Here is a 22038-nt window from a genome sequence, read left to right on the forward strand (position 1 = left end):
ATTTCGACAAAAAAACGTCGAAGCTCCCGCGGTTTTCCCGCCTGTCCGAGAGTTTACTGCAAGGTGGCTGTGGCCTCTTGGATAGCTTTCATCACAGATTTTCTATGGCCTTCATTCATTGCGGCTGCATGAGGTCGCGCCAACCGTCCCGAGTCGTTGTCGAAGTACTTGCCGGAAGCATCGGCAAAATCGGGGTCCAGTGCGACACGGCAAAGGATGTCCGCGCCTATGCTCATATCATTCCCTGCGACGCCAAACCCCTCTTTCACCATCTTGGAGGCAAGCAGTGAGCCGGGATTCACCGCAATGACAGACGGGCCATTTGGCAGCGCTATTGCCAGTTCCTGAGACCAGATGGTGATTGCCAGTTTGCTCTGGGCATAGGCCCCAAAATCGTCCAGCGAACCATGACCGACCATCGCCTTTGCATCGACTGGGGCTTGTGCGGCCGACGACAGGTTAACTATTCGGCCATCTTGCGGGATGATCGGCAAGAGCCGTTGCGTCAGTACCCACGGCGCGAATGTATTGACCACAAAGCGAACGTCGAAGCCATCCGGTGTTCGTGTGGTGGGTGTCTTGTAGACGCCAGCATTGTTAATCAGGACATCGATGCGGTCATGCAGCTCAAGAATCTCCGTCGACAGCGCTTCGACATCACTCAGCTTTGAAAAGTCGGCGACATAGCTTTCTGAATGGCCGCCGACTTCCGTTGCAGCCATCTCAAGTTTTGCTTGGTTTCGACCATGTAGCAGAATTCTATGACCTTGTGCCGAGAGGGTTTTGGCAGTCAAGAGACCGAGGCCGTCTGTTGATCCAGTGATAAGAATTGTTTTGGACATGGTTAATTCCTTTGTTCGCAAGCCAGGCTTCGGATGGTTGAGGATGGACTGCCCTTTGAAGTTAGCATTCATCCGGTCTCGAATAGCCGAACGATCCTGAAGCTCGCTTAAACTATGTGTCTGGTTTTTCAGTAGCTTATCAGAAGCGAACAACAGTTCGGCTCTCGAGGCTCTTTCGAATTGAGTGGATACTTGGATCCTCGATCAAATCGACTGCACTGTGACCCACTGAAGGCAATCCTTGGTTGTCGTAGATATTGAACAGGACAATCTCATCCGGGGTCATTCTTGACTGATAAACCCATTCATGTGCGTCGCTCGCCGCCAGCCCCATGATATGACCGCGCCGATCAGGGTAAATCAGATCGATCAGAATCCAGTCTTCATTCGTGACGCTGGATGGGCGAACAAAACCAAGCGGCGCGCTATTGATCGGGTTTTCGACCGGTCGCCAGATATTGATGAAGGCGTAGTGCCCCGTGCTCCATTCTGCGGCCTGGTCCGATCCAAGAATGTCGACCAGTCGCTTCTCCGCCCCTTCGGTGCTGTAGTCGCTATGCACATTCCGGGCAGGTTTACGGTCGGAGGCAGGGTCATCGGCTCTCAGTGTGTGGTCGAAGACAACGACCTCTTTGGCACCCAGATGCTGGGCAAGCAGCTCGGTCAGTTCATGGTCATAAACCCGTTGCCAATCGTTTCTATTGTCAAATGAGGTGACTTTGCTGGGTGATGTGACAAACGAGACGCCGTCCATTGCAAAAGAAATTGCATCCTCCGACCCCCGAAGATCTCGGAGTGGAATTTCCGTTGCAACAAGCTCTGGTGAGATCAGATTTCCTGCGACACCTCCGGCATCGATTTGAAACGCCTGCCTCGACGCACTGTGGACGTGATAATTGACGATTGCAGTACCCGGCATGGCGTTCTCCTTTTTTTACAACAATTTCGATCCGCGACCTGGCAGGCGATTTGCGTTCGCGTCGCGACCCTGTTGCGGCTTACCTTGAAGATACGCATTGAAGAAGGAATAAAAATGAGACATTCAAAGATAGATAATTCGGGTTTAGGATATAATGCGATGGATACAGAAAGCCTTCGCCTGTTTGTTCTTGCAGCTGAAAAGCTCAATATTAGCGCAGCAGGGCGCGAACTCGGTTTTGCACCGGCTGTAGCAAGCGCCCGACTTGCCAAGCTCGAACATACATTGGGTGCTGACTTGCTGCACCGCTCGACCCGAAAAGTTGCTTTATCGTTGGAAGGCGCTGAGTTTCTGCCCTACGCCCGCGAAATTCTGGCGCAGGAGAGTGCTGGACGCGCTGCATTGGGGCAGGGACAATCTCAACCCACAGGAACACTGCGCTTTACCGCGCCCAGCACTTTTGCCCAGCTATACATCGCGCCTATCCTGCCAGAATTCGTCGCGCAATTCCCCGGGATTAACCTCGACCTTCGTCTGTCCGACAGCCAATTCAACCTGATTGAGGGTAGCTACGATTTGGCCATTCGGAACTCAGCGCTCGAAGATACCAGTCTCAAAGGCCGCAAGCTCGCTGACGACAATCGCGTACTTTGTGCATCCCCTCGATATTTGGCCGAGCGTGGGGAACCGGCATTGCCTTCCGATCTGGTGGATCACGATTTGATCGCATTCAGAGATCAGGAGCCGCGTCCTCTCACCAGTACTGACGGCTCATCAGGAGAATTTGATCCCCGCGCGGCCCGCTGTCAGCTAACTTTTGACGATGGGCTCAGCCAAAAACTCGCCACTATGGCTGGAGCAGGTATTTCAATGAATTCGCTCTGGAGCGTCCACCATGAACTGGCGGAAGGCAGTCTTGTTCAAGTCTTGCCAAACTATCGGGTGACTGACGCATCTGTGTTGTGGCTTGTCTATCCGAAAGCAAATGTCTTGTCCGCTAAGGTTCGGGTTCTCATTGATTTCTTGTTGGACCGGATCGGAAAGCAGCCAAGTTGGGAAATGTCCTGAGTTTTGGATTAGTATCTTGTCTGACCTGGAAGTTGAACTCGGGTTGCTGATCGACGAAATCGCCACCATTGCCCTGATCTAAACTCAGGGAGATTGTTTGATGCCCGTGGCATATCCTGCTCTTATCCTTGGTGGCCGCATGATCGATGCTCCTCTGCTTAGAAGAGCGCGGAACACTCTTCGTCTCGCCGGTAGGAACTTCTGACGTCGGTTGTGTTCGCGTTTTGGCGGTGCGAACAACGTTCAATTTGGGGTAACTCAATGTCCGCTTCGGGGAAGCTGCATAGTGGCGATGAAGGTTATGATGAACGGCAGGTTTGGGCCGACAGCCGTCGATTGCTCGGATACAGTGTTTGTCAGTATTGTTCCCGATGCAGTCGAAACCGCGTAAGCATGGGCGTAACAGCAGACCTTAGGATCATACTTGTTAGAAATTGGTAGAGCTCTTTTCGCATATGCATTGAAGTTCATAAAGCATTCGGAAAACTGCCAGTCACTCCATACCGAATTCTCTACTGAATAATTCCGTTCAAAACAAAATCCGCTGTGCTTGGACTGCTTGCGAAAGGTAGGTCGTAAACAATCGCAAGGCGGCTCAGAGCTTTGACATCCACATCATGGGGCATCGGTGACATTGGATCTATGAAGAAGAAAAGGCCATCGAGCTTACCCTCACAAATCATTGCGCCAAGTTGCTGATCGCCTCCCAACGGACCGCTTTTGAGTGCGGTCAGTTGAAGCTCGGGCAGGGCTGCGTTTATACACCCGCCAGTGGTACCTGTGGCAAAGAGGCTGGCTTGACGTAGAGTTTTGGAATGCCTTGTGGCCCATTCCACCATCAGGTCTTTCTTGGCGTCATGGGCAACCAGGGCCAGTTTCAGCGGTCTACCTGATGAATTGCTCGACATAGTCCGCTCCCAAACCAACCTCCTCATAGTGCTTACGGCACATGTCGATTTTAGTGAAGACGTCCTCGTAACCCATGGTTTTGCCCCATGGGTCAACATAGAGCATAACTCCGTTGACCTGGAAATAGGTGATCATTTCATCGACGTCATCGGGTACAATTAGAGTGTGGGTCTCGCCCGGCGGTTCGAATACATAACCGCCTTCCTCCGCGACCCAGTCATGTTCCAGATAGTGCCAGCGGCCTTTGAGAACAAAACCATGAACGGGCTGCGGATGCCGATGCCGCGAAAGAACCCCGGATTGCCGGACGCGCAGCAGGTTCATCCAGTACCCCTGCGACCGGTTCAGGCACAACGGCCGGAATGAGACATTTTCGGTTTGCGGCACCCAAACGCGCTCATCCACAGCTACAGCGTCAGGGATGACGATTTCCTCCTGCGCGTCCTTTGGAAAGGGCAGTTGGTAGGGCATTCTGGGATCGTCGTCTTGTCCTTGCACTGGCATCAGATGCCCTCCTCACATTGCAGAATAGCCGCCGTCCACAGGATAGACGGAACCGGTTACGAAAGCTGCCTCATCCGACAGCAGCCACGCGGCCAGCGCCCCCACTTCCGCGGGCTTGCCCCAGCGGTCCAGCGGCGTACGGCTCAGGATCGGCTGGTTGCGGGCCGGATCGGCGCGCAGGGCCTCGGTCATTTCGGTTTCGATCCAGCCGGGGGCCACGGCATTGACGCGCACGCCGTCTGCGGCCCATTTCCCGGCCAGTGCCTTGGTTAACTGGGCCACCCCACCTTTGCTGGCGGAATAGGCCGGAACCAACGGGCCACCAAAATAGCTGAGCATCGAGGCCGTATTGACGATGGCGCCGCCTGTTGATGCCAACAGTGGCTGGGCTGCCAAACAGCAACGCATGGTCCCTGTCAGGTTGATGTCGACCACTGTCTCAAAGGTCTCAATCTCGTATTCAGCCTCGCGCACCAGAATGCCCGCGCAATTGACCAAACCGTCCAGCCGTTCGATCCCGGCAAAGAATTCGGTCACGGCCTGAGTATCGCGCACGTCCAACTGCGCGCAGGTGTCATCGGGATGTTGCGCCGCATATTCCGACACTTCTTCCGAACCAACCCCTGATGCTGTCACCCGCCATCCTTTATTGCGCAACGTGTCCGCAATGCCGGCACCGATCCCGCGGGTTCCACCAATGACCACGGCGTGCTTCATCAGTCAGTCGCCTTCTGCCAGAAATGCCTCGACCGCGTCTTTGCGCGGCATTGGGGCAACTGCGCCATACCCTTGGGTCGAAAGGGCGGCGGCGGCGTTGGCATAACGGGCAGCGGTGAATGGATCATCTCCAGCAACAATACGCGCGAGGAACGCGCCGTCAAACGTATCGCCCGCAGCGGTGGCGTCGACAGCATCTACCCTGCGGCCTTTGACGCGCTCTCTTTTGCTGGGCGTGGCGACCAAGGTGCCTTCGGCTCCGAGGGTCAAGGCCACGATGTTTGCTCCGAGGTTCAGATAGAAATCCGCAATCGCATTGGGATCAGACAGCCCCGTCAACTGCTCTGCGTCATCCAGCCCCGGCAGGGCTATGTCACATTGCGCCATGGCAGCATGGGTCACGGCCCTCGCGCGCTCAATCGGCCAGAGTTTCAGGCGCAGATTGGTGTCGTAGGACACGAGGCCTCCGGCATCTTTCACGATCTGGATGGCGCGAAACACAGCATCAGCCGCGACATCCGATATCGCCTGACTGATGCCCGAAACATGCAGGATCTTGGCCGATTGCAGCGCGGCCACCGGCAGATCGTCCGGCCCCATCCGGCTGCTAGCAGAGCCAGCGCGGAAATAACTGAACTCGTGCCCGTTCGCGCCATGGGTCACGAAATAGACCCCGGTATGAGCATCCGCGACCTGACGCACGGTCGAGGTATCAACCCCCTCGGCCTGCCACAGGTCCATGAAAGAATTGCCGAACGTATCCGCGCCGATATGCGTCACATATCCAACGGATGCCCCCTGTCGCGCGGCGGCGATAGCGCAGTTCGAGGTGTCACCGCCATGTCCGGGCAGGTAGTTCCCGTCAGGCTGCTGGTTGAACTCCAGCATCGGTTCGCCAAGGCACAGAATATCGGGGGTCATGGTCATCTCATCTTTGCTAAAAGGGTCAGCCCGCTAGGGCTGACCAAGGTGTGTGGGAGGATTATTCGGCCGTATAGCTTTGGCCGACACCCGGAATCTTCCAAATGCGGAAGTTCGGGATTTCGGGGTCTTCAAAGTTCATGTCGCCGTCGACCCAGATATGCAGGTGGTTCGAAACCACATACATCTCGCCATCCGGACCCCAGGCCAGCGTGTCGGGCCAGTTCATTTCCGGGTGGTGGACGAAACGGCTGACCTGACGGGTGGATTCATCAAACTTCATGATCCCGTCCAAGGAAAGCGCGGTCATGTAGATGTTGCCTGCGTTATCGGCGGTCATCCCGTCAGTGTTCGAGGGCAACACAGCGGCAAATTCAACCGCGTTTTCTATGACCGTCTCGTTGGCTTCGAAATCGCGCAGAACCTCGGTCGGCAGGCTGTAAAGGTGATTGCCGGTCAGGTTCGTCCAATAGAGCGTCTGCTTGTCGCCAGACAGCGCAATGCCATCGGCACCAGTGCGCATCCCACCCTCTTTCAACACAGGACGGTCGTCGATGTTGAAGAAGAAATTTGGCTCATCATTGGTGAACCGGTGCTGATCCAGAATACGACGGACCGAGTTGGTGTTGCTGTCATAGACGATCAGACCACCGTGCAGCGGATCGCAGAAAATGCCGCTATCTGCGATATAGGCAAAGCCGGTGTCGTTATCGACAGCCAGATCATTCAGGAAGGAACACTGACGATCTGCCTCCTCTGCGGTGAAAACATACCGCTGGATTTCCTTGTTCTCTTTCAGGTCCCACAACACCAGCTTGGCATCGCCGTCTTCGAACGGAGGGCCCGCCACGTGGCCCTGATCCAGAATCCACATCACGTCGTTGCGGTCGATCTCAAAACCCAGCACGGCTTTCAGACCATCGGGGTTCGACATGCTGTTCATTTCCTCAGAGGGAAACGCCTCCAGCTCCCACGTATCACCGTTCTTGACCAGCTTGGAAACGGTCGAGGGGATCTCGGCCCCGCCCCAGCGCGCGGTTGAGACATAGATGTTCCCCTGGCTGTCGACTTTGGTGCCCTGAACCAGCGCCTTGCCGTAAATCTCGCTGCCTTCCCAAGCAGATTTTGTCGCCTCATCCTTGACGGCATAGGGCAGACTGTTCCATTCCGCGACTACCTCGGGCCCGTTCGCGAGCGCCGGGGTGGCCAGAACGGCGGTAAGGGCCACCGTGTTGAGCATTCGTTTCAGCATGTATTCCTCCCTTGCTGATGTCTGGTGTTCCGCAGGCTGCTGCAACAGCCTGCGGAACGTTTACTTTTTAGATGCGGCCGTATTTCGCCAGACCTTCGCGAAGCGAGCCGCTTTCGATGATCAGACGCGCCTGTTCGGCTTCACGCTCATCAATCTCACGCGCCATCTCTAGAACCGCTTCGGCATGTTCGCGGGGTACGGAAACTGCGCCGTCGATATCGGCGACGATGATATCGCCGGGATGCACAATCACTCCGCCCATGTCGACTTCGACATTCGACGCAAGCGTACGGATGCGGCCCAACGTGGTCCCCGGGCTGACGCAACGGGAATAGACCGGGAAGTCGTAGTCACGCTTGATCTCGACCAGATCACGCACACCGCCGTCCAGAACCGCGCCTTCGTGTTTGTTTGCCACGGCACCGGCAGTCATCAGACCACCCCACAGCGCCACATCGGTGGTGCCATTGGTCGAGATCACAATGACAGACCCGGCCTCGGATTCGTCGATGGCGTCCAGCGCGTGCTGCGGCGGCAGGAATTCGTCGGTGGGGCCTTCCAGAATCGTCACGGCCGGGCCAACGATTTTCTTTTCGTTGATCCGGGGCTTGATCGAGGCGGGCAGAAAGCCGGTCTTGCCCGCTACCTTGTCCACGGCATCCGCGACGGATGCGGTGGCCACGTCGCGAAACCCGGCAACGAGTTCTTGGGTGTTCATGAGAGTATCCTCTTACGTTGGGAAGATTGAAAGGATGCGGCCGTGAGGGCTGCGTTGATCTGTGCGCGAGCCATGCTGATATCGCCGGTCTCAAGCGCTTGGGCGGGCAGCAGGTTTCCACCCATACCGACACAAAGAGCGCCAGCATCGAGATAGGATTGCGCGGTGTCCGGAGACACCCCGCCGGTCGGCATCAGGGCGAGGCCGGGGAAAACGGATTTGACGGCTTTTAGAAAGCTGGGCCCGCCAGCGGCATCAGCGGGGAAAATCTTGACCACTGCAGCGCCGTTTTCCGCATGGTGATGAACCTCGCCCGGTGTCATTGCGCCGGGCAGATATGGCACTTTCGCATCCCCGGCTTCCCGCGCGGCAGCATCGCTCCAACACGGCGAGACAACGAATTCGGCACCGGCCGCCATTACTTTTTCAGCCTGTCCAGCGCTGAGAACAGTCCCAGCGCCAGTGCAGATCTCGGGGTAGCGTGTGCGCAGTTCGGCGATCAATGCAGCGGCATCCGGAACCGTTGTCGTAATCTCCAATGCGCGTATTCCAGCATCGGCCAACAGGTCGCAGGCCGTCAAAGCGATCTCGGGGTCGCGGTGGCGGATCACGGGAACAATTTGTGCAGATCGCAGGGTGCTGATCAGATCTACCATTTGTTCACCCAGTGATCGGGGTACTCATCGTTGAGAACCCTGGCGACCTCGCGCGCAGCGTTTCGCTGCAGCACAGCGACGGACCGCTCTGAATACCAGGCAGCATGATCAGAAACGATCGTGTTGGGGCTGTGCAAAAGGGGGTTGTCGGGGTCGACCGGTTCCTGTTCAAACACGTCAATACCAGCGCCGAAGATGCGGCCATTATTGAGGGCCTCGGCCAATGCCGCTTCGTCCACCAAACCGCCGCGCGAGACGTTGATAACGATCGAACTTGGCTTCATCAGAGCGATATGATCGGTGTCCAATATGTGCCGTGTTTCGGGTGTCAGAGGGGCATGCAGGCTGATAACATCAGACGCTTTGCAAAGCTCGGCCAGTTCCACTTTTTGCACGTCCGCTGCTTGGGCCGCGTCATCGGTCAAATATGGGTCAAACACCAGAACGGATGAGAAGCCCAAGGCCCGAAACTTCTGAGCCGCCTGCAATCCAATCTTGCCGCATCCGATAAGGCCGAGAGTTGCCTTTTCCCGACTTGGGATCAGAGCTGCTTGTCCAATACCCCATTGGCCTTGTCGTACCTCGACGTCTCGCGATGGTATACGCCGCTGTACTGCCAGGTACAGCGCCAGCGCGTGTTCACTGACTTCTGTCTCGGCGCCATAGTCTGGCACATTAGCAACATATATGCCGCGCGACTGAGCGTATTCCATGTCGATGTTGTCGACGCCCACTCCGTAGCGGACGACGACTTTCAAGTTTGGACAGGCGTCGATCACGGCCGCATCCACGGTGCGTTCCCGCACCAGGATGGCGACAGGGTCCAGCGCCCGTAAAGCCGGGACCGCCTCAGCCTCCGGCTCAACCGGCGCGATCTGAACGTCCTGCTCGGCCAGCACCGAGGCTTCGGTGTCATAAGCGGCATAGCCGGGTTCAAGGATTGCGATGGTTTGGCGGGTCATGTGGCGGTCTCTCGGCATGGATTACTGAGCCTTGTAGGCTTCAACAGCGGCGTCGAGACGATCAGGCCACTCTTCGCCAATTTCGCTGACAATGTACTCACGCACGGCAGGCTGAGCGGCGGCGCGGAACTTGGCCTTTTGCTCGGGGCTGACGGGCACCACTTCCATGCCTTTTTCTGATAGAATCGCGGTCGCATTCGCGTCCTGCGCGGCTGTCATGCCACGATGAATCGTCTTCGAGATTTCAACGCACTGTTCAACGGCTTTCTTTTCGTCATCGATCAGGCTCTCAAAGAACATGTCTGACATCAGATAGGCGTGCCAGCTGAACACATGCCCATCCAGCGAGACGTATTTCTGATGCTGGTAGAGCGAAGCGTTGACGATGTTAGTCACGCCGTTTTCCTGCCCGTCCACAACGCCCTGCTGCAGGGCGCCGGGCAGTTCCGGCCACGGCACAGGTGTCGCCGACGCGCCAAGGCTTTCGACCAGAGTCACCCAAACCGGCGCAGTCATGACGCGCATCTTCAGGCCTTCCATATCGGCGGGCTCGGCCACCGGCTTGACGTTGTTGGTGAAGTTGCGCACGCCGTTGTCAGCCACACCAAAGTTGCGGATACCGGTCTGCGCCAGCATGTCTTCGGCCAGAGCATCACCGAACTCACCATCCATGACCGACCACGCCATCGCCTGATCGTCAAACAGGTAAGGCATCGCCAGAACCGAGAACGGTTTGTAAACAGCCGAGATCGGTCCGTCGTGGATGGCTGCCATCTGAACGGTGCCTAGCTGCAGGCCTTCCATGATCTCAGAGCCACCACCCAGCTGCGACGCCGGGAAGATCTGAACGTCGATGGAGCCCGAGGTTTTGCCCTCGACACAAGCTTCAAACGCCAGGGCCGCGGCATGTTTGGGCGAGCTTAGGTCAGCGGCCTGAAAATGCGCATATTTCAGTTCCTTGGCCGAGGCTGCACTTGCGGCGGTCATCGCAATAACAGCCGTGGCCGTCATCAGTTTCGACATGGTTTTCATGAGGTTCCTCCCTTTCATGTCAGTTCGCAAATCCAAAGAAGTTGGGGATGAAGGTGCTAACGCCCGGCACAAGAATGACCAGTAGCAGCACCACGAGTTCAGCCAGCAGCAGCGGCAGAACCGCTTTTGACAGGCGTTCGATTTTCAATTGCCCGACCGTGGCGATCACGAACAGCACCGGGCCAACCGGTGGCGTGATCATCCCGATGGTCAGGTTGAGCACCAGCATCATGCCGAACTGCAGCGGGTCGATCCCCGCAGAGTAGGCAATTGGTCCAAGTATCGGCGTCAGGATGATTAGCGCAGGCAGGGTGTCGATGAAGAAACCGCAGATCAAAGCGAAGGCCGCCAGAATGAATAGTATACCCAAACGGTTGTCGGTGATCTGGGTGATCAGCTTAGCCAGCTCTTGCGGGATTTGTAGATAGGTCAGCAACCAGGCAAAGATCGACGCCATCGCCACGATCAGGAAGACCGACGACGTCACTACGGCGGCCCGCACAAACGCGGCATAGAGCGTGCGGAAAGTGAATGCGCGTAGCAAGAAGCCGAGGAACAGGGCATAGGCCGAAGCCACTGCGCCTGCCTCGGTAGGGGTGAACACACCGAACAGAATGCCGCCCAGAATGATTGCTGGCATGATCAGGGCCGGAACGGCCGACAGGGTTGCACTGCGGAGCTCAGTCATAGTGGCGCGATGTTTACGCCCGCGGTAGCCGTTGCGGGTGGACACGATATGGTTCGCGATGGCCAGCGCAACGCCCAGCAGAACCCCAGGCACAATTCCGGCCAGAAACAGCCCCGCGACCGTCACGCCATTGGTCGAGATCGCAAAAATCACGGCCAGAATGGACGGCGGGATGATAGGACCGATAGTGGCCGTCGCGGCAGACAGGGCACCAGCATAATTCTTCTCATACCCAGCCTCACGCATCATCCGCATAACGATGGCAGAAGGCCCTGCGGCATCCGCCAGGGCAGAGCCGCTGATTCCCGCAAACAACATCGACACAAGGATGTTCACATGCCCCAGCCCACCACGCACATGCCCAACCAGAGCGTTGGCAAAGCGCAACAAAGCGTTTGTTAGCCCGCAGACCGTCATCAGCTCAGACGCGAGAATGAAGAACGGCACCGCCATCAGGGGGAAACTGTCGATCCCAGCAAACATGCGTTGGGTTGCGACCAGTGGGTTCAACGAACCGTCGATAAAAATCGCCGACAGGCCGGCGATCCCCATCGTGAAGGCTACGGGAACACCCAGAAACAGCGTCGCGAAGAACAGGATGATCAGGGTTTTTGCCACGGCTCAGACCTCAGCCTCGTCGCTTTTGGCGCTGGGGCCGTGTTCAAATTCTTGGCTTACGAAACGTTTGGCGAAAAAGGCCAACTGAATCAGGAACAACGCGCACCCGACCGGGATAGCGAGATAGGGGATGCCGCGCGAAATGCCGGTGGACATGGTTTCCTTGTTCCAGCCGAATTCAACAAACCGGATGCCCAGCCAAAGCATCGTCGCCATGAAGCCGAACATAACGATGACGATGCCCCAGCGCAGCAGGCGGGCCAGAGCGTCTGGCAACAGATCGGGGATGGTCGTGATTGCAACCAGCCGCCCTTCTCGAAGGGCAAGACCTGCCCCACAAAACGCACCGAGTATCATCAGGTGGCGGGCGACCTCTTCAACCCAGGCAAAAGATGCGCCGAAACCGTAGCGCCCAACCACGTTGGCAAAGACGATTGCGAAAACTGCAGCTAGGGCCCCGGCGACCAGCGCCCGGTTCAGTGCAACGATCCATGTTTCAAGAATTTGCAAAGACGCCCCTCCCAATGTCGTCTCTTTGTCGAAATCAAAACTGGCATACAGTATGCCACTGTGTCAACACTAACACATTGTATGCCAGATGCAGGGCTGCTACTGTCGAACTGAGGAGCGCGACATGAGCCCATTCAACAGACCGAAATCATTGACGGAATTGGTGACCGAAAATCTGCGCGAGCGGATTATCAAAGGCGAGTTCGAACTGGGTGAGCAACTGTCTGAGGCTCGAATCGCCAAGAATCTTGAGGTCAGCCGCACCCCTGTTCGTGAGGCAATCAATCGACTTGAAATGGAGGGACTGCTCGTCGTCGAACCGCAACGTGGGTCTTTCGTGTTCAACTTGGAGCCCGAAGAATTGGCAAAGCTCTGCGACGCGCGAGTCTGCCTTGAGACAACCGCCCTAACCTCGGCCATGCAGGCAAACCCGCAAGAGCTTTATGCCGCGCTTAACGATTGCATCGATCGGATGAAAGCGGCGCGAGGGGCGGCGGATGATGCAGAGTACCTGTATCAGGATACTCTTTTCCACCAATGCCTGTTCGATTGTGCGGATAATCGGTTTCTGAATGACGCGTACCAGACGATTGCTCTTAAAATGGCGGCGTTGCGTAGCCGGTTAGGGCACCACCCGGATCACATGGCTAAGTCCTATCGGGAGCACATTGAGTTGCTTCAGTGCGTCGAGAATGGCGATGTTTCAAAAGCGCTGGACGTGCTGAAACTCCACATAGACAGGAAAGAAGGATCCTATTGGAGTGACGCAACTAATGTGGACGGCCGGACCCAGCACGTGAACTGAGCGGTTCTGCCTCCTGCGTAAAACCAAACACGTTGTTTGCAAGTCAGATAACTGCGAAAATTGACCAAGGTCACTGCGGGAAACAGAGGTTGCTACTGAGGTACGCTGACATCTGCCATTCCGAGCCGTTGCTCAACAGCGACGCGATTGGGCATCCTTCGGCCTCTGGGCTGATGTCAGTGAGGTATTTTCAGGTAGAACCGGACCAAATGCCCGCAGCAGTTTTCGAGGAACATCACGTCCTTCTGAGTTTTCAGGCAAACGTGCATAGGGTTCAGAACTGTTTCAAAAACACAGCTGCTGTCTGAATGTTGGCTGGATGTTTGATATCCAGCCTAAGAAACAGCGCTTGCGCTCGTGTTCGGCCCAATTTGGACACCGCCTCCAAACGATTTGCCGGCTTTGATCAAAGCCAGACCAAGCACCTGTTACAAGGGCTGTTTTGGGCAAGCAGTGTTCTTAATGTTGGACTTGGACCAGGCGTCAATCACGCACAAGGTGGCCGCCATCAACATCCAACACGGCGCCGGTCAAAAACCCGTTTGTCATCGCCATGATCACGGCTTGCGCGATGTCCTCGGCCTCTCCGACTCGGCCTACGGGCAGGGTGCCACCAACTTGCGCATACATGCCTTCACGTGCTTTTTCCGACATTTCGGCATAGGCTTCGGTCGCGACCATGCCAGGGCTGATACAATTCACCCGTGCCCGACCAGCCAACTCCAGCGCCAATCCTTTCGCCAGTGCCTCGACTGCGGCATTTACCGCGCCGAGGCCAGTGGTTCCGGCGGATGGGCGACGGCTGAGCACACCGGAAAAGAACGTGATCGAGCCGCCTTCAACCAACACAGGCAACACTTCGCGCGCAGCCAAATAGGGCCCTATAAACTTGGCTTCGAACATGGCGCGCAGATCGTCTGTGGGCAGATCGGTGAACGCACCATGCGCAGCACTTGAAGCTGAGATCACTAGGTGATCCACCGCGCCCAGGGCCCCGAAACATGATCTCACGTCGGCCTCATCAGTTGTATCGACCGGTGCGATCTGCACTCCGCCGCCGATTTCGTCTGCCGCCGCATGCAACTTGGCATCGCTTCGGCTGGCGATATTGATCTTTGCCCCGAGGGCGGCGGCCATCTTTGCCGTTGCCTTCCCCATACCACTGCTACCGCCGACAATGACAATGTGCTTGCCTTTCAGGGCGGTTTCGAAAACCGTACTCATTGTTATGGCTCCTCTTTTTGTTGGATTGGTCAGTCGATGCTCAGCACCAGCTTGCCGGTGGTTTCACCGGCTTCCAGAAGACGGTGCGCCTCGGCGGCTTGAGCGATGGGTAAAGCAGCGACTTGCGGGCGCAGAACGCCCGTCTCAAGCAGATCAAACACTGTGGCCATATCCGCGCTAAACTGATCGGGTCGGTTTCCAAAATATGTGTATATATCGCTGACCCGGACCGAGACGGATTTCTGGAAGTGCTTCGCCAGGTCTTCGGCAAAACTGCCTGTGGGCGGACCGGCAAGAAATCCGAATAGAACGGCGGTGCCCAGAGGCGCCAGCGCATCGAGGTCTGATTTCAGGGACTCACCGGAAATCGGGTTCAGCGTCAGATCCACGCCGCAATCGCCGGTGATTTCCATCACCCGTGCGGTTACATCCTCAGTGCGATAATCGATGACATGATCGGCACCTTGATCTTTGGCATACCCAACCTTGTCGGTGCTGGTCGAGGCGATCACCGTCATGCCCAGATGCTTTGCGATCTGTAGGGCCATAGTCCCTACGCCTCCGGCTGCCGCGTGAACCAGTACGGATTTGCCCACCGCAGCGCCGCCTAGATTGACCAGCATGTGATAGGCGGTCATCCCGTTGACGGGGATTGCCGCGGCGGTTTCGAACTTCACGGTATCGGCCAACCGGGTGACATAGGGTGCTGCAATCACCGAATGCGTACCGTATGCACCAGCGCCAATCGGCCCCATCCACGCCACGCGATCCCCCACAGAGAAACCTTCGACACGCGCACCCAGCGCTTCGACCACTCCGGCCCCTTCGACCCCGGGTACATGAGGCAGATTGGGCATCATCCCCTCAGGCATCTCACCGCGACGGATGATCGTGTCGATAAAATTGACCGCCCCGGCTTTGTTGCGGATCAGGATTTCCCCGGCATCAGGGGAAGGGGTCGCCCTGTTGGTTTTGCGCAAAACGTCCGGTTTGCCGGTCTGGGTGATTTCAACGGCGAAAGGCATGAGCTGTCTCCTTCTGTTGCGCAGAAGATAGAAATCACGTCATCAAATGATAATAGTTGATATTGAGAGATATAATCCCAAAAATAGGATAATGATCTATAACGACCTTGCCCTGTTTACTGTCGTCGCCAACCACCTCAGCTTTTCCAAGGCTGCGGACCGTTTGGGCATACCGCTCAGCCGGGTCAGCCGAAGGATCGCAGAGTTGGAAGACCATCTGGGCGCCAAACTGCTCGAGCGGACAACCCGCCAGGTTCGCCTGACGGAGGAGGGCCGTCGCCTTCTGGACCGATGTCAGAACCCGATCGAGGCGCTGCAAGGTATTGCGGGTTTTACCGACGATACCAGACACCAGAGCATCCGCATCACAGCACCTCCGCTGGCTGCACGCACGACCATTGGCCCTCGGCTGTTGGATTTTGTGGCGCAGAATCCGGATGTGGCACTTGAGATGACGACAACAAATGCCATGCTGGATTTCTTTCGCGACAATATCGATCTGGCCTTTCGGGTCGGCCCACTAACAGATTCCAGTCTTGTCGCGAAACGGCTTTGGTCGGTTCCCTACTGCTTTTGCGCAGGACAAGGGTTCATCCAAGAACACGGGTTGGACGGACCGATATCGCGACAGGACTTTCAAGCTTTACCTGCGCTAACGGCTGGACAGCCCTGGGTGCTTGAGAGTGGGGAAACACTGCATCCGAAGCAGGTCGCGCACAGCTTGTCCGACCTTGATGTCATTGCGCAGGCAGCTCGTCGCGATCTGGGTGTCGCCATGCTGCCTTTGGATATGGTAGTCGATGACTTGCAACGGCTGCAGGTCACGGACACCGCACCTTTGACGCGTGACATGTTCGCCGTCTATCCCAGCCGCCGCCTTTTGCCCGCGCGGGTCAGGAAGCTGATTGATTTCATGACACCCGGCTAAACTCACCAATCAATTGCGACGCCATCGCGAAAGAACCCTCCGGTCGGGCCGCCTGTCGGCAAGGTCGCTGCCCAGACAATGCCCTTGGCGCCCTCGGAGACCGGACGTCCGCCGCCGCCCATATCCGTGGCGACCCAGCCGGGGCACACAGCGTTGACAAGAATACCGTTTGGTTTCAACGCAGCAGCGGTCTTGAGGGTAAGCGCGTTCAGCGCGGCTTTTGACACGCCATAGCCGGGCGTTCCATCGGACATGCTGGTCAGGGACCCTGCACCAGACGACACGTTGACGATCCGAGCATCCATACCGCGTTGCAACAGCGGCACCGCCGCGATTGTGGTCTCCCAAGGACCAAAAAGGTTCGTATCAAACGCCCGGCGTACCCGGTTCATATCGGCGAGGTGGACCTGTTGGTCGGTGTCGTAGTCCACACCCGCGTTGTTCACCAGAATATCAAGGTGGCCGAAGGCTAGTTCAATCTGCCCGAACGCCACAGCGACTGAGCTGGGTTCGGAGACATCTAAACGCACCGCTTGCGCTCCATTGCCGATCTCATCCGCAGCAGCCTGCCCTTTTGCCAGATCGCGCGCTCCCATCAGAACTTTAATCCCGTGGTCCTGCGCCAATTGGCGGGAAACCTCTTTGCCGATGCCGCGATTGGCGCCGGTCACGAGTGCGATGCGCTGACTGGTCATGGATCTTCCCTCAATTTGTCTCGGCAGCGCGCTGTCCGGCAATCGCCACCAGACCACGGTCTCCGGTTTCCCAAAGTGCCGTCATGGTCATCGACGTGACAACCCAACGGTTGTCCGATTTTTCAAGCTCATAGTCATAACGACCACCAAGAACCCACAAGCCATCAGCAAGACGATGGGTTGCGGTGAAATCGGCCTGTGCTGTGGCGGATTTAGCGGACAGAGAGGTGACGGTGTGATTGGTCACCATATGGTGCGTCGCGTCGAAACCGGGCAGAAAGGCGAACCAGCCCGCAACAAGCTCGTCGGCGGGTTGCGTGACCGCGTCTCCGCCCCAAAGGCTGGTGTAATCCGACGTAACGGTATCGGCAAAAGCGCCGCGCACGCGGGTCCAGTCGTGGCGGTCTGCGCCTGCCGCGATATCGGTAATGGCGGTCGAGATATCGGCCTGTTGTTCAGCAAACGCTGCGGTTCCGATCATCGAGACGGCCGCAAGGGTCGATGTGAGTTTTCTACGCATTAGGATGCTCCGAATAGATGTGGGTGGACGCCGAACGATTGCTCGGCGTCCAGACAGGGCTTAGTTGCTCGAACCGGCGCGGAAGTGGTCAGCGACGGTATCCGCCGCACGGGTGACATCCTCGGGGTTGTCGTAGAAATCGAACTGCGTGACATCTTCCAGCCATTGCGCTGTCGCCTCGCCTGCGAAACCGGCAAGGAAGGTCTGTACGCCTTGCGGGATCGCCGCGCTTTCCGAGTGCACAATGGCCAATGGCTTGTCCAAACGCTGCGGATTGTCGGCGGGGTGATAGTTCAGCCAGCCTTCCCAGCCCGCATTGTTCCACTTGTCGTCATATTCCGGGATCGCGCCACGGTCGGCCTCATAGTAGTATCCGCCGATTGGCATCAGAACGCCCTCGGCACCCTCGGGGCCTGCTGCAGGAATGATCTGACCCCCTGCGGCCTCGGCGGCGTGGGACACCTCGATCAGCCCGGCGACACCTTCTGCGCCGCCATAGACTGCCTCGACGATCTCTTCATTCTGCAACCATGGTGCAACCAAGCCCAGCCGCTGAACCAGCGGATTGCCGGAGACCGCATCGACCATGTACCCGGCCGAGGCGCAGATCCCCAGACCGTTGATGTGGTCTGCATCCACTTCGGGCAGGGTCGCGACGAACGCGATGGTGGCTTTGATGTCTGATGTTTTGGCTTCGGGGCTTTCAACAAAGCGCACGTTGTTCGGCAGGTCGCCCGATTTGCCCCAACCACGGAAATCAAAAGTGAAGGCAGCAAAGCCGCGTTCAGCCATTTCTCGGGCATAGTTTGCGGGCATCTGTTCCTGAACCGAGGTCCAGGCACCAGTCACAACAACAGTGGGCAGCGGTTCTGCTCCACGCTCCTCCGGCAGGTACAGAGTGCCCGACAACGTGGCACCTTCGTTCTCGAAGGTTACGGTGCGGGTTTCAACCTGCGCAACGGCAGCTGTCGACGCCATCAGCGCTGCGGCAGTGTTCAGGGCGAGGGTGTTCATAGCGGTATCTCCCAAAATCTGTCTGGATGGGCACAAGCCCGATGACACCTGAGATACGCTGTCGGCGGTGAGGATACTTGCACCGGACTGCTGCGTTTTTGAAAGATCCTGCTTCAGACGGCATTCGCTGCACGGAACTCGCGCGGGGTCTGGCCCACCACCTGCTTGAAACTGCGCGTGAAATGCGCCTGATCCGAAAATCCACAGGCCAAAGCGATATCGCCCAGAGGGCGCGCTGCGTCCTCCATCATCTTCATTGCCTGTTCGACCCGGTAGGCCATCACATATTGCATGGGGGTCGAGCCCAGTGTTTCTTTGAAAACCCGCGCAAAATGCGAGGGGCTCATGCCCGACTCAGCGGCCAGTTGGTCGACGGTGATTGTCTGTTCCAAACGGTTCTGTACATAGGCCAGCACCCGTTGATAGTGCTGAGACGTAAAGCGCGCGGACAGCTCAACCTCTTCAGCGCGACGTTTGCCGTATTTCTGAAGCAGTTTGACTAAAAACACCCGGCTCATGGCTTCGAACATCACGGCTGAAGACATATCATCAGTCGCAAGCGCGTCGCGCAGAATGACGCCAGCAGCACACAAGTCGGGATCAGAAAACTGAGGCTGGTCGTGAAACTGCTCCGGAGCCAGCAGCATGCCAAGCTCAGACTGCGCAAAGTGCTGAACCTTGTCCGGATGTAAGGTAATCACAATTACGTCGGACTGACCGTACCACCGCCAGCCTGACCGCATGCCCGCAGGGGTCACGATGACCTCGTCCTTGCAAAAGGTGAAATCCCGCAGCGTCCCATCCCGCCAATTTTGAACGCGATGCCCCTTTTCCTGTAAGTTCAGAAGGACATGATGCTCCGCAAACACCTCCTCTGGCATCCGATCAGGTTCAGCCCGAAAATACCGCACTGACATCAAACCCGCGGCAGAGGGGCGTTGCATCGCATCACTGTTCAGCAGCGGTTCTGAAGGGTAGATATCGGCGTATCTTAGGGGCAAGGGGCGGCTCCGGCTTGCAATGCTCGATATGTGGGGTCTGCGCGCGCAGGGTCAAACGCTTTGTTGGCGCTTTATGTGGTCGATGAACAGCCTCAGGGGCATCATGGATTTATACTCGCGTGGGAAATACATGAAAATACCGGGGGTGAGGCCCAAGTGGTCCTCAAGAACGGGTGTCAAAGCTCCGGTATCAATCAGCGGGGCGACATAAGCCCTGAAGGTATAGGCTAACCCTAACCCTCTTTTCGCCAGATCGACGGTAGCAGGAAGGGCGTTCGCAATCAGATTGCCTTGCACATCGACGGCATACTCCTCCTCACTTGATTGAAAGCTCCACGGGGCAATCTGGCTCGATGATTGGAACCTGTAGCGGATACAGGTGTGCCCCAGCAGATCACGCGGGGTTTCCGGGATGCCCTGCGCCGCCAGGTAGTCCGGGCTGGCGACAACGGTCACCGGAAGCGGCGGCGTCAACCGCACCGCCACCATGTCCTGCGCCACACGATCCCCCAAACGGAACCCGGCATGGAGTTCCTCGCCCAAGATATCCGACAGCGCATCGGTCAACGACAGTTCCAGCTCGATCTCGGGATACGCAGTGCAAAAACTCTTGAGGATCGGACCAACATAGAGGTGGTAGGCAAACTCCGGCATCGCCAGTTTCAACGTGCCGCGCGCGGCATGGCCGGTGCTGCGCGCGCTTTCGACGGCCTCGGAGAGTTGATCAAAAGCAGGCCCTGCGCCGCGGATCAGGGCGCGACCGGCTTCGGTCAGGCTGATCGAGCGTGTTGTCCGAATGAAAAGCGCAGTGCCCAGTTGGTCTTCCAGCGCTTTCAATTGATGGCTAACGGTCGACGGCTTGATACCCAGCGCCTCGGCCGCAGCACGTAGCGATCCATGGCGCGCGATGGCGGTAAAGACTTCAAGCGTGGCTAGTGGAAGGCGCATAGAGTCCCCGAACAAACTTATTATTCGATATCATACATGAAAGTAGTGCCAACGGAGTGAATTATCACGTCCTACCGGGATTATTATCTTCGTGTCATTGCAGCCCAAAAGGCTGTCATCACGTATTCAGGAGCACACAAGATGAACACTCTGACCAAAGTTGCTGCCCTCACCGCCGCTCTGATCACAGGAGAGACCGCCATGGCCGCATCCCCCGAAGACAATATTAAGGTCGTACAGGATTTCTTTGCCGCCTATGGCGCCAGTGATCTGGACGGCATCGCAGCCGTGATGGACGAGAACGTCAAATGGCACATCCCGGGCCGCCACCCCTTGTCTGGAACCAAGACCGGTCGGGACGAGGTTCTGGCCTTTTTCGAACAACTGGGCACTGCCGGATTTCAGGCCGACCCCATCTATTTCGGCGCAGACGAGACCCATGTGGTCGATATCCACCGTGGCTGGTCGAACGCCGATGGCAAACCGAATGTCGATACGACATGGGCCCTCGTCTACCGGATCGAGAATGGCAAGATCGTCGAAGCCACCAACTTGTCCGCCGATCAGGATGCGGCAAACACGTTTTTCTGGTCCCAATACTCGCTGGCTCCGATCCCTGAGCGACTGGCCAAGTAAACCATCAATAGGTGATTCAAGTGACCGATTACGCCGAAATCCGCAGTTTCATCACCGACTGGTTTGCCCGGTTTGACAGGCTGGATCCGATCGACGCGTTCCTGCCTGACCTCCACCCAGATGTGGATTGGGACATGCCTGACGTCGATACCACACTCAGCGGGCATGATCGCGTGCGTGCTTGGTATCGTGGCGTGCTTGAAACCTTGCAACGTCCAACCGAGCATCACGTTAGCAAGATCGCGATCAAGCCCGGTGCCGTACAGTTCGAAGTTCTGTTTCGCGCCACGACCGTTGCGGGAGAGCACATTGAAGCCCGCGTTCAGGAACACTGGCGCTTCGCAACCCGGCCCGATGGCCACCCGCTGATCACCCACTATTCCGCAACATTCCTGCAAGAGGCAGATACATGAAAGCCCTCGTACTCACCGCTCACCCGAACCTGAGCAAATCGCGCATCAACCGCGCATGGTTCGACGCACTTTCAGAAGCCGCCGACGTGACAACCCGCGATCTGACCGCCATTGGCGGCGGCGAGATGCGGTTTGACGTTGAAGCCGAGCAGGCCCTCTTGCTGGCCCATGACCGGATCGTGTTCCAGTTTCCATTCTACTGGTATTCCGCACCTCCGGTGATGAAAGCCTGGATGGATCAGGTGCTGAACTATGGTTTCGCTTATGGGCCGGGCGGTGATCAACTGAAAGGGCGTGAGTTTCTCATCCTTGTTTCGACTGGAGGCCCCGAGCACAGCTATCACGCAGGTGGTTACAACAACTTTACCATGGCCGAGTTTCTGAAACCGTTCCAACAGACGGCGAACCTGGCCGGAATGACGTATCTAAGGCCGTTCGTGGCCCACGGTATGGCCGTGTGAGAACGGCGGTGAGAAAGTCGACCACGGTAGCGGCGGGATGACCCTGCTGCGG

26 protein-coding genes are annotated in these 22038 nt (G+C 57.1%); 6 read left to right on the forward strand and 20 right to left on the reverse strand.

Translation table 11 applies throughout. The features are described 5' to 3' along the window. Positions 1–53: 53 nt before the first annotated feature. Positions 54–995, reverse strand: a complete 942-nt coding sequence (locus GOW93_RS16030; protein ID WP_254443623.1) for an SDR family NAD(P)-dependent oxidoreductase — start codon at positions 993–995, stop codon at positions 54–56. Next, a complete protein-coding gene (locus tag GOW93_RS16035) occupies positions 982–1761 on the reverse strand; it encodes a CmcJ/NvfI family oxidoreductase (protein WP_170386502.1) in 780 nt (259 codons plus the stop codon). The genes GOW93_RS16030 and GOW93_RS16035 overlap by 14 nt, the downstream gene beginning before the upstream one ends. A gap of 159 nt (positions 1762–1920) precedes the next feature. On the opposite strand from GOW93_RS16035, the gene GOW93_RS16040 reads away from it, so the two are divergent. After that, positions 1921–2829, forward strand: a complete 909-nt coding sequence (locus tag GOW93_RS16040) for a LysR family transcriptional regulator (protein WP_170386593.1) — start codon at positions 1921–1923, stop codon at positions 2827–2829. A 512-nt stretch (positions 2830–3341) separates the two neighbouring features. On the opposite strand, the gene GOW93_RS16045 is transcribed toward GOW93_RS16040, so the two are convergent. The 11 genes from GOW93_RS16045 to GOW93_RS16095 form a co-directional block, all read right to left on the reverse strand. Next, positions 3342–3737 (reverse strand): methylglyoxal synthase, encoded by a 396-nt coding sequence (locus GOW93_RS16045; protein WP_170386505.1) that lies wholly within the window; start codon positions 3735–3737, stop codon positions 3342–3344. Next, positions 3715–4242, reverse strand: a complete 528-nt coding sequence (locus tag GOW93_RS16050) for a 2,4'-dihydroxyacetophenone dioxygenase family protein (protein WP_170386507.1) — start codon at positions 4240–4242, stop codon at positions 3715–3717. The genes GOW93_RS16045 and GOW93_RS16050 overlap by 23 nt, the downstream gene beginning before the upstream one ends. A gap of 12 nt (positions 4243–4254) precedes the next feature. Beyond that, positions 4255–4959, reverse strand: a complete 705-nt coding sequence (locus tag GOW93_RS16055) for an SDR family NAD(P)-dependent oxidoreductase (protein WP_170386510.1) — start codon at positions 4957–4959, stop codon at positions 4255–4257. 3 nt (positions 4960–4962) lie between these two features. Next, positions 4963–5880, reverse strand: a complete 918-nt coding sequence (locus tag GOW93_RS16060; RefSeq protein WP_170386512.1) for a sugar kinase — start codon at positions 5878–5880, stop codon at positions 4963–4965. Positions 5881–5941: 61 nt separating this feature from the next. Further along, positions 5942–7132, reverse strand: a complete 1191-nt coding sequence (locus GOW93_RS16065) for an L-dopachrome tautomerase-related protein (RefSeq protein WP_170386515.1) — start codon at positions 7130–7132, stop codon at positions 5942–5944. A gap of 67 nt (positions 7133–7199) precedes the next feature. Then, positions 7200–7850, reverse strand: coding sequence for an RraA family protein (locus GOW93_RS16070; protein ID WP_170386518.1), 651 nt, complete (start codon positions 7848–7850; stop codon positions 7200–7202). Then, entirely contained in the window at positions 7847–8506 is a 660-nt protein-coding gene (locus tag GOW93_RS16075) for a bifunctional 4-hydroxy-2-oxoglutarate aldolase/2-dehydro-3-deoxy-phosphogluconate aldolase (protein WP_170386522.1), read from the reverse strand. Before GOW93_RS16075 ends, GOW93_RS16070 begins: the two co-directional genes overlap by 4 nt. Beyond that, the gene (locus tag GOW93_RS16080) at positions 8500–9468 is read right to left on the reverse strand and encodes a C-terminal binding protein (protein WP_170386524.1); all 969 of its coding nucleotides are present in this window, start codon (positions 9466–9468) and stop codon (positions 8500–8502) included. Before GOW93_RS16080 ends, GOW93_RS16075 begins: the two co-directional genes overlap by 7 nt. Before the next feature lie 21 nt (positions 9469–9489). Further along, positions 9490–10500 (reverse strand): DctP family TRAP transporter solute-binding subunit, encoded by a 1011-nt coding sequence (locus GOW93_RS16085; RefSeq protein WP_217354807.1) that lies wholly within the window; start codon positions 10498–10500, stop codon positions 9490–9492. Positions 10501–10519: 19 nt separating this feature from the next. Further along, entirely contained in the window at positions 10520–11806 is a 1287-nt protein-coding gene (locus tag GOW93_RS16090; protein WP_170386526.1) for a TRAP transporter large permease, read from the reverse strand. 3 nt (positions 11807–11809) lie between these two features. Further along, the gene (locus GOW93_RS16095; RefSeq protein WP_170386529.1) at positions 11810–12316 is read right to left on the reverse strand and encodes a TRAP transporter small permease; all 507 of its coding nucleotides are present in this window, start codon (positions 12314–12316) and stop codon (positions 11810–11812) included. A gap of 124 nt (positions 12317–12440) precedes the next feature. On the opposite strand from GOW93_RS16095, the gene GOW93_RS16100 reads away from it, so the two are divergent. Further along, a complete protein-coding gene (locus tag GOW93_RS16100) occupies positions 12441–13121 on the forward strand; it encodes a GntR family transcriptional regulator (protein WP_170386532.1) in 681 nt (226 codons plus the stop codon). A gap of 483 nt (positions 13122–13604) precedes the next feature. Here GOW93_RS16100 and GOW93_RS16105 read toward each other — a convergent pair whose 3' ends face one another. Together GOW93_RS16105 and GOW93_RS16110 are read right to left on the reverse strand one after the other, a co-directional pair. Continuing rightward, on the reverse strand, positions 13605–14345 hold the full coding sequence (locus tag GOW93_RS16105; RefSeq protein ID WP_170386535.1) for an SDR family oxidoreductase: 741 nt from the start codon (positions 14343–14345) through the stop codon (positions 13605–13607). Positions 14346–14374: 29 nt separating this feature from the next. Then, positions 14375–15370, reverse strand: coding sequence for a quinone oxidoreductase family protein (locus GOW93_RS16110; RefSeq protein WP_170386537.1), 996 nt, complete (start codon positions 15368–15370; stop codon positions 14375–14377). 91 nt (positions 15371–15461) lie between these two features. Between GOW93_RS16110 and GOW93_RS16115 the strand changes: the two genes are divergently transcribed. Next, the gene (locus GOW93_RS16115) at positions 15462–16298 is read left to right on the forward strand and encodes a LysR family transcriptional regulator (protein WP_170386540.1); all 837 of its coding nucleotides are present in this window, start codon (positions 15462–15464) and stop codon (positions 16296–16298) included. Positions 16299–16300: 2 nt separating this feature from the next. Here the strand turns inward: GOW93_RS16115 and GOW93_RS16120 are convergent, their stop codons facing one another. From GOW93_RS16120 to GOW93_RS16140, 5 genes are all read right to left on the reverse strand, one after another. Further along, positions 16301–16993 carry an SDR family oxidoreductase gene (locus GOW93_RS16120; protein ID WP_170386543.1) on the reverse strand — a complete coding sequence of 231 codons (693 nt, stop codon included), beginning with the start codon at positions 16991–16993 and terminating at the stop codon, positions 16301–16303. Positions 16994–17003: 10 nt separating this feature from the next. Beyond that, a complete protein-coding gene (locus GOW93_RS16125; RefSeq protein ID WP_170386546.1) occupies positions 17004–17513 on the reverse strand; it encodes a nuclear transport factor 2 family protein in 510 nt (169 codons plus the stop codon). 60 nt (positions 17514–17573) lie between these two features. Further along, positions 17574–18527 (reverse strand): alpha/beta hydrolase, encoded by a 954-nt coding sequence (locus GOW93_RS16130; RefSeq protein WP_170386550.1) that lies wholly within the window; start codon positions 18525–18527, stop codon positions 17574–17576. 113 nt (positions 18528–18640) lie between these two features. Beyond that, positions 18641–19528, reverse strand: coding sequence for an AraC family transcriptional regulator (locus tag GOW93_RS16135; RefSeq protein WP_170386553.1), 888 nt, complete (start codon positions 19526–19528; stop codon positions 18641–18643). 51 nt (positions 19529–19579) lie between these two features. After that, positions 19580–20476 (reverse strand): LysR family transcriptional regulator, encoded by an 897-nt coding sequence (locus tag GOW93_RS16140; RefSeq protein WP_170386556.1) that lies wholly within the window; start codon positions 20474–20476, stop codon positions 19580–19582. A 141-nt stretch (positions 20477–20617) separates the two neighbouring features. On the opposite strand from GOW93_RS16140, the gene GOW93_RS16145 reads away from it, so the two are divergent. Genes GOW93_RS16145 through GOW93_RS16155 form a run of 3 tightly spaced genes read left to right on the forward strand, consistent with a single transcriptional unit; the run spans position 20618 to position 21986 of the window. Continuing rightward, on the forward strand, positions 20618–21112 hold the full coding sequence (locus GOW93_RS16145; protein ID WP_170386559.1) for a nuclear transport factor 2 family protein: 495 nt from the start codon (positions 20618–20620) through the stop codon (positions 21110–21112). A 20-nt stretch (positions 21113–21132) separates the two neighbouring features. Then, positions 21133–21525 carry a nuclear transport factor 2 family protein gene (locus GOW93_RS16150; protein ID WP_170386562.1) on the forward strand — a complete coding sequence of 131 codons (393 nt, stop codon included), beginning with the start codon at positions 21133–21135 and terminating at the stop codon, positions 21523–21525. Further along, the gene (locus tag GOW93_RS16155; RefSeq protein WP_170386565.1) at positions 21522–21986 is read left to right on the forward strand and encodes an NAD(P)H-dependent oxidoreductase; all 465 of its coding nucleotides are present in this window, start codon (positions 21522–21524) and stop codon (positions 21984–21986) included. The genes GOW93_RS16150 and GOW93_RS16155 overlap by 4 nt, the downstream gene beginning before the upstream one ends. Positions 21987–22038: the final 52 nt, after the last annotated feature.

Source organism: Ruegeria atlantica (assembly GCF_013032455.1).
GTDB classification, from domain to species: Bacteria; Pseudomonadota; Alphaproteobacteria; order Rhodobacterales; family Rhodobacteraceae; genus Ruegeria; species Ruegeria atlantica_B.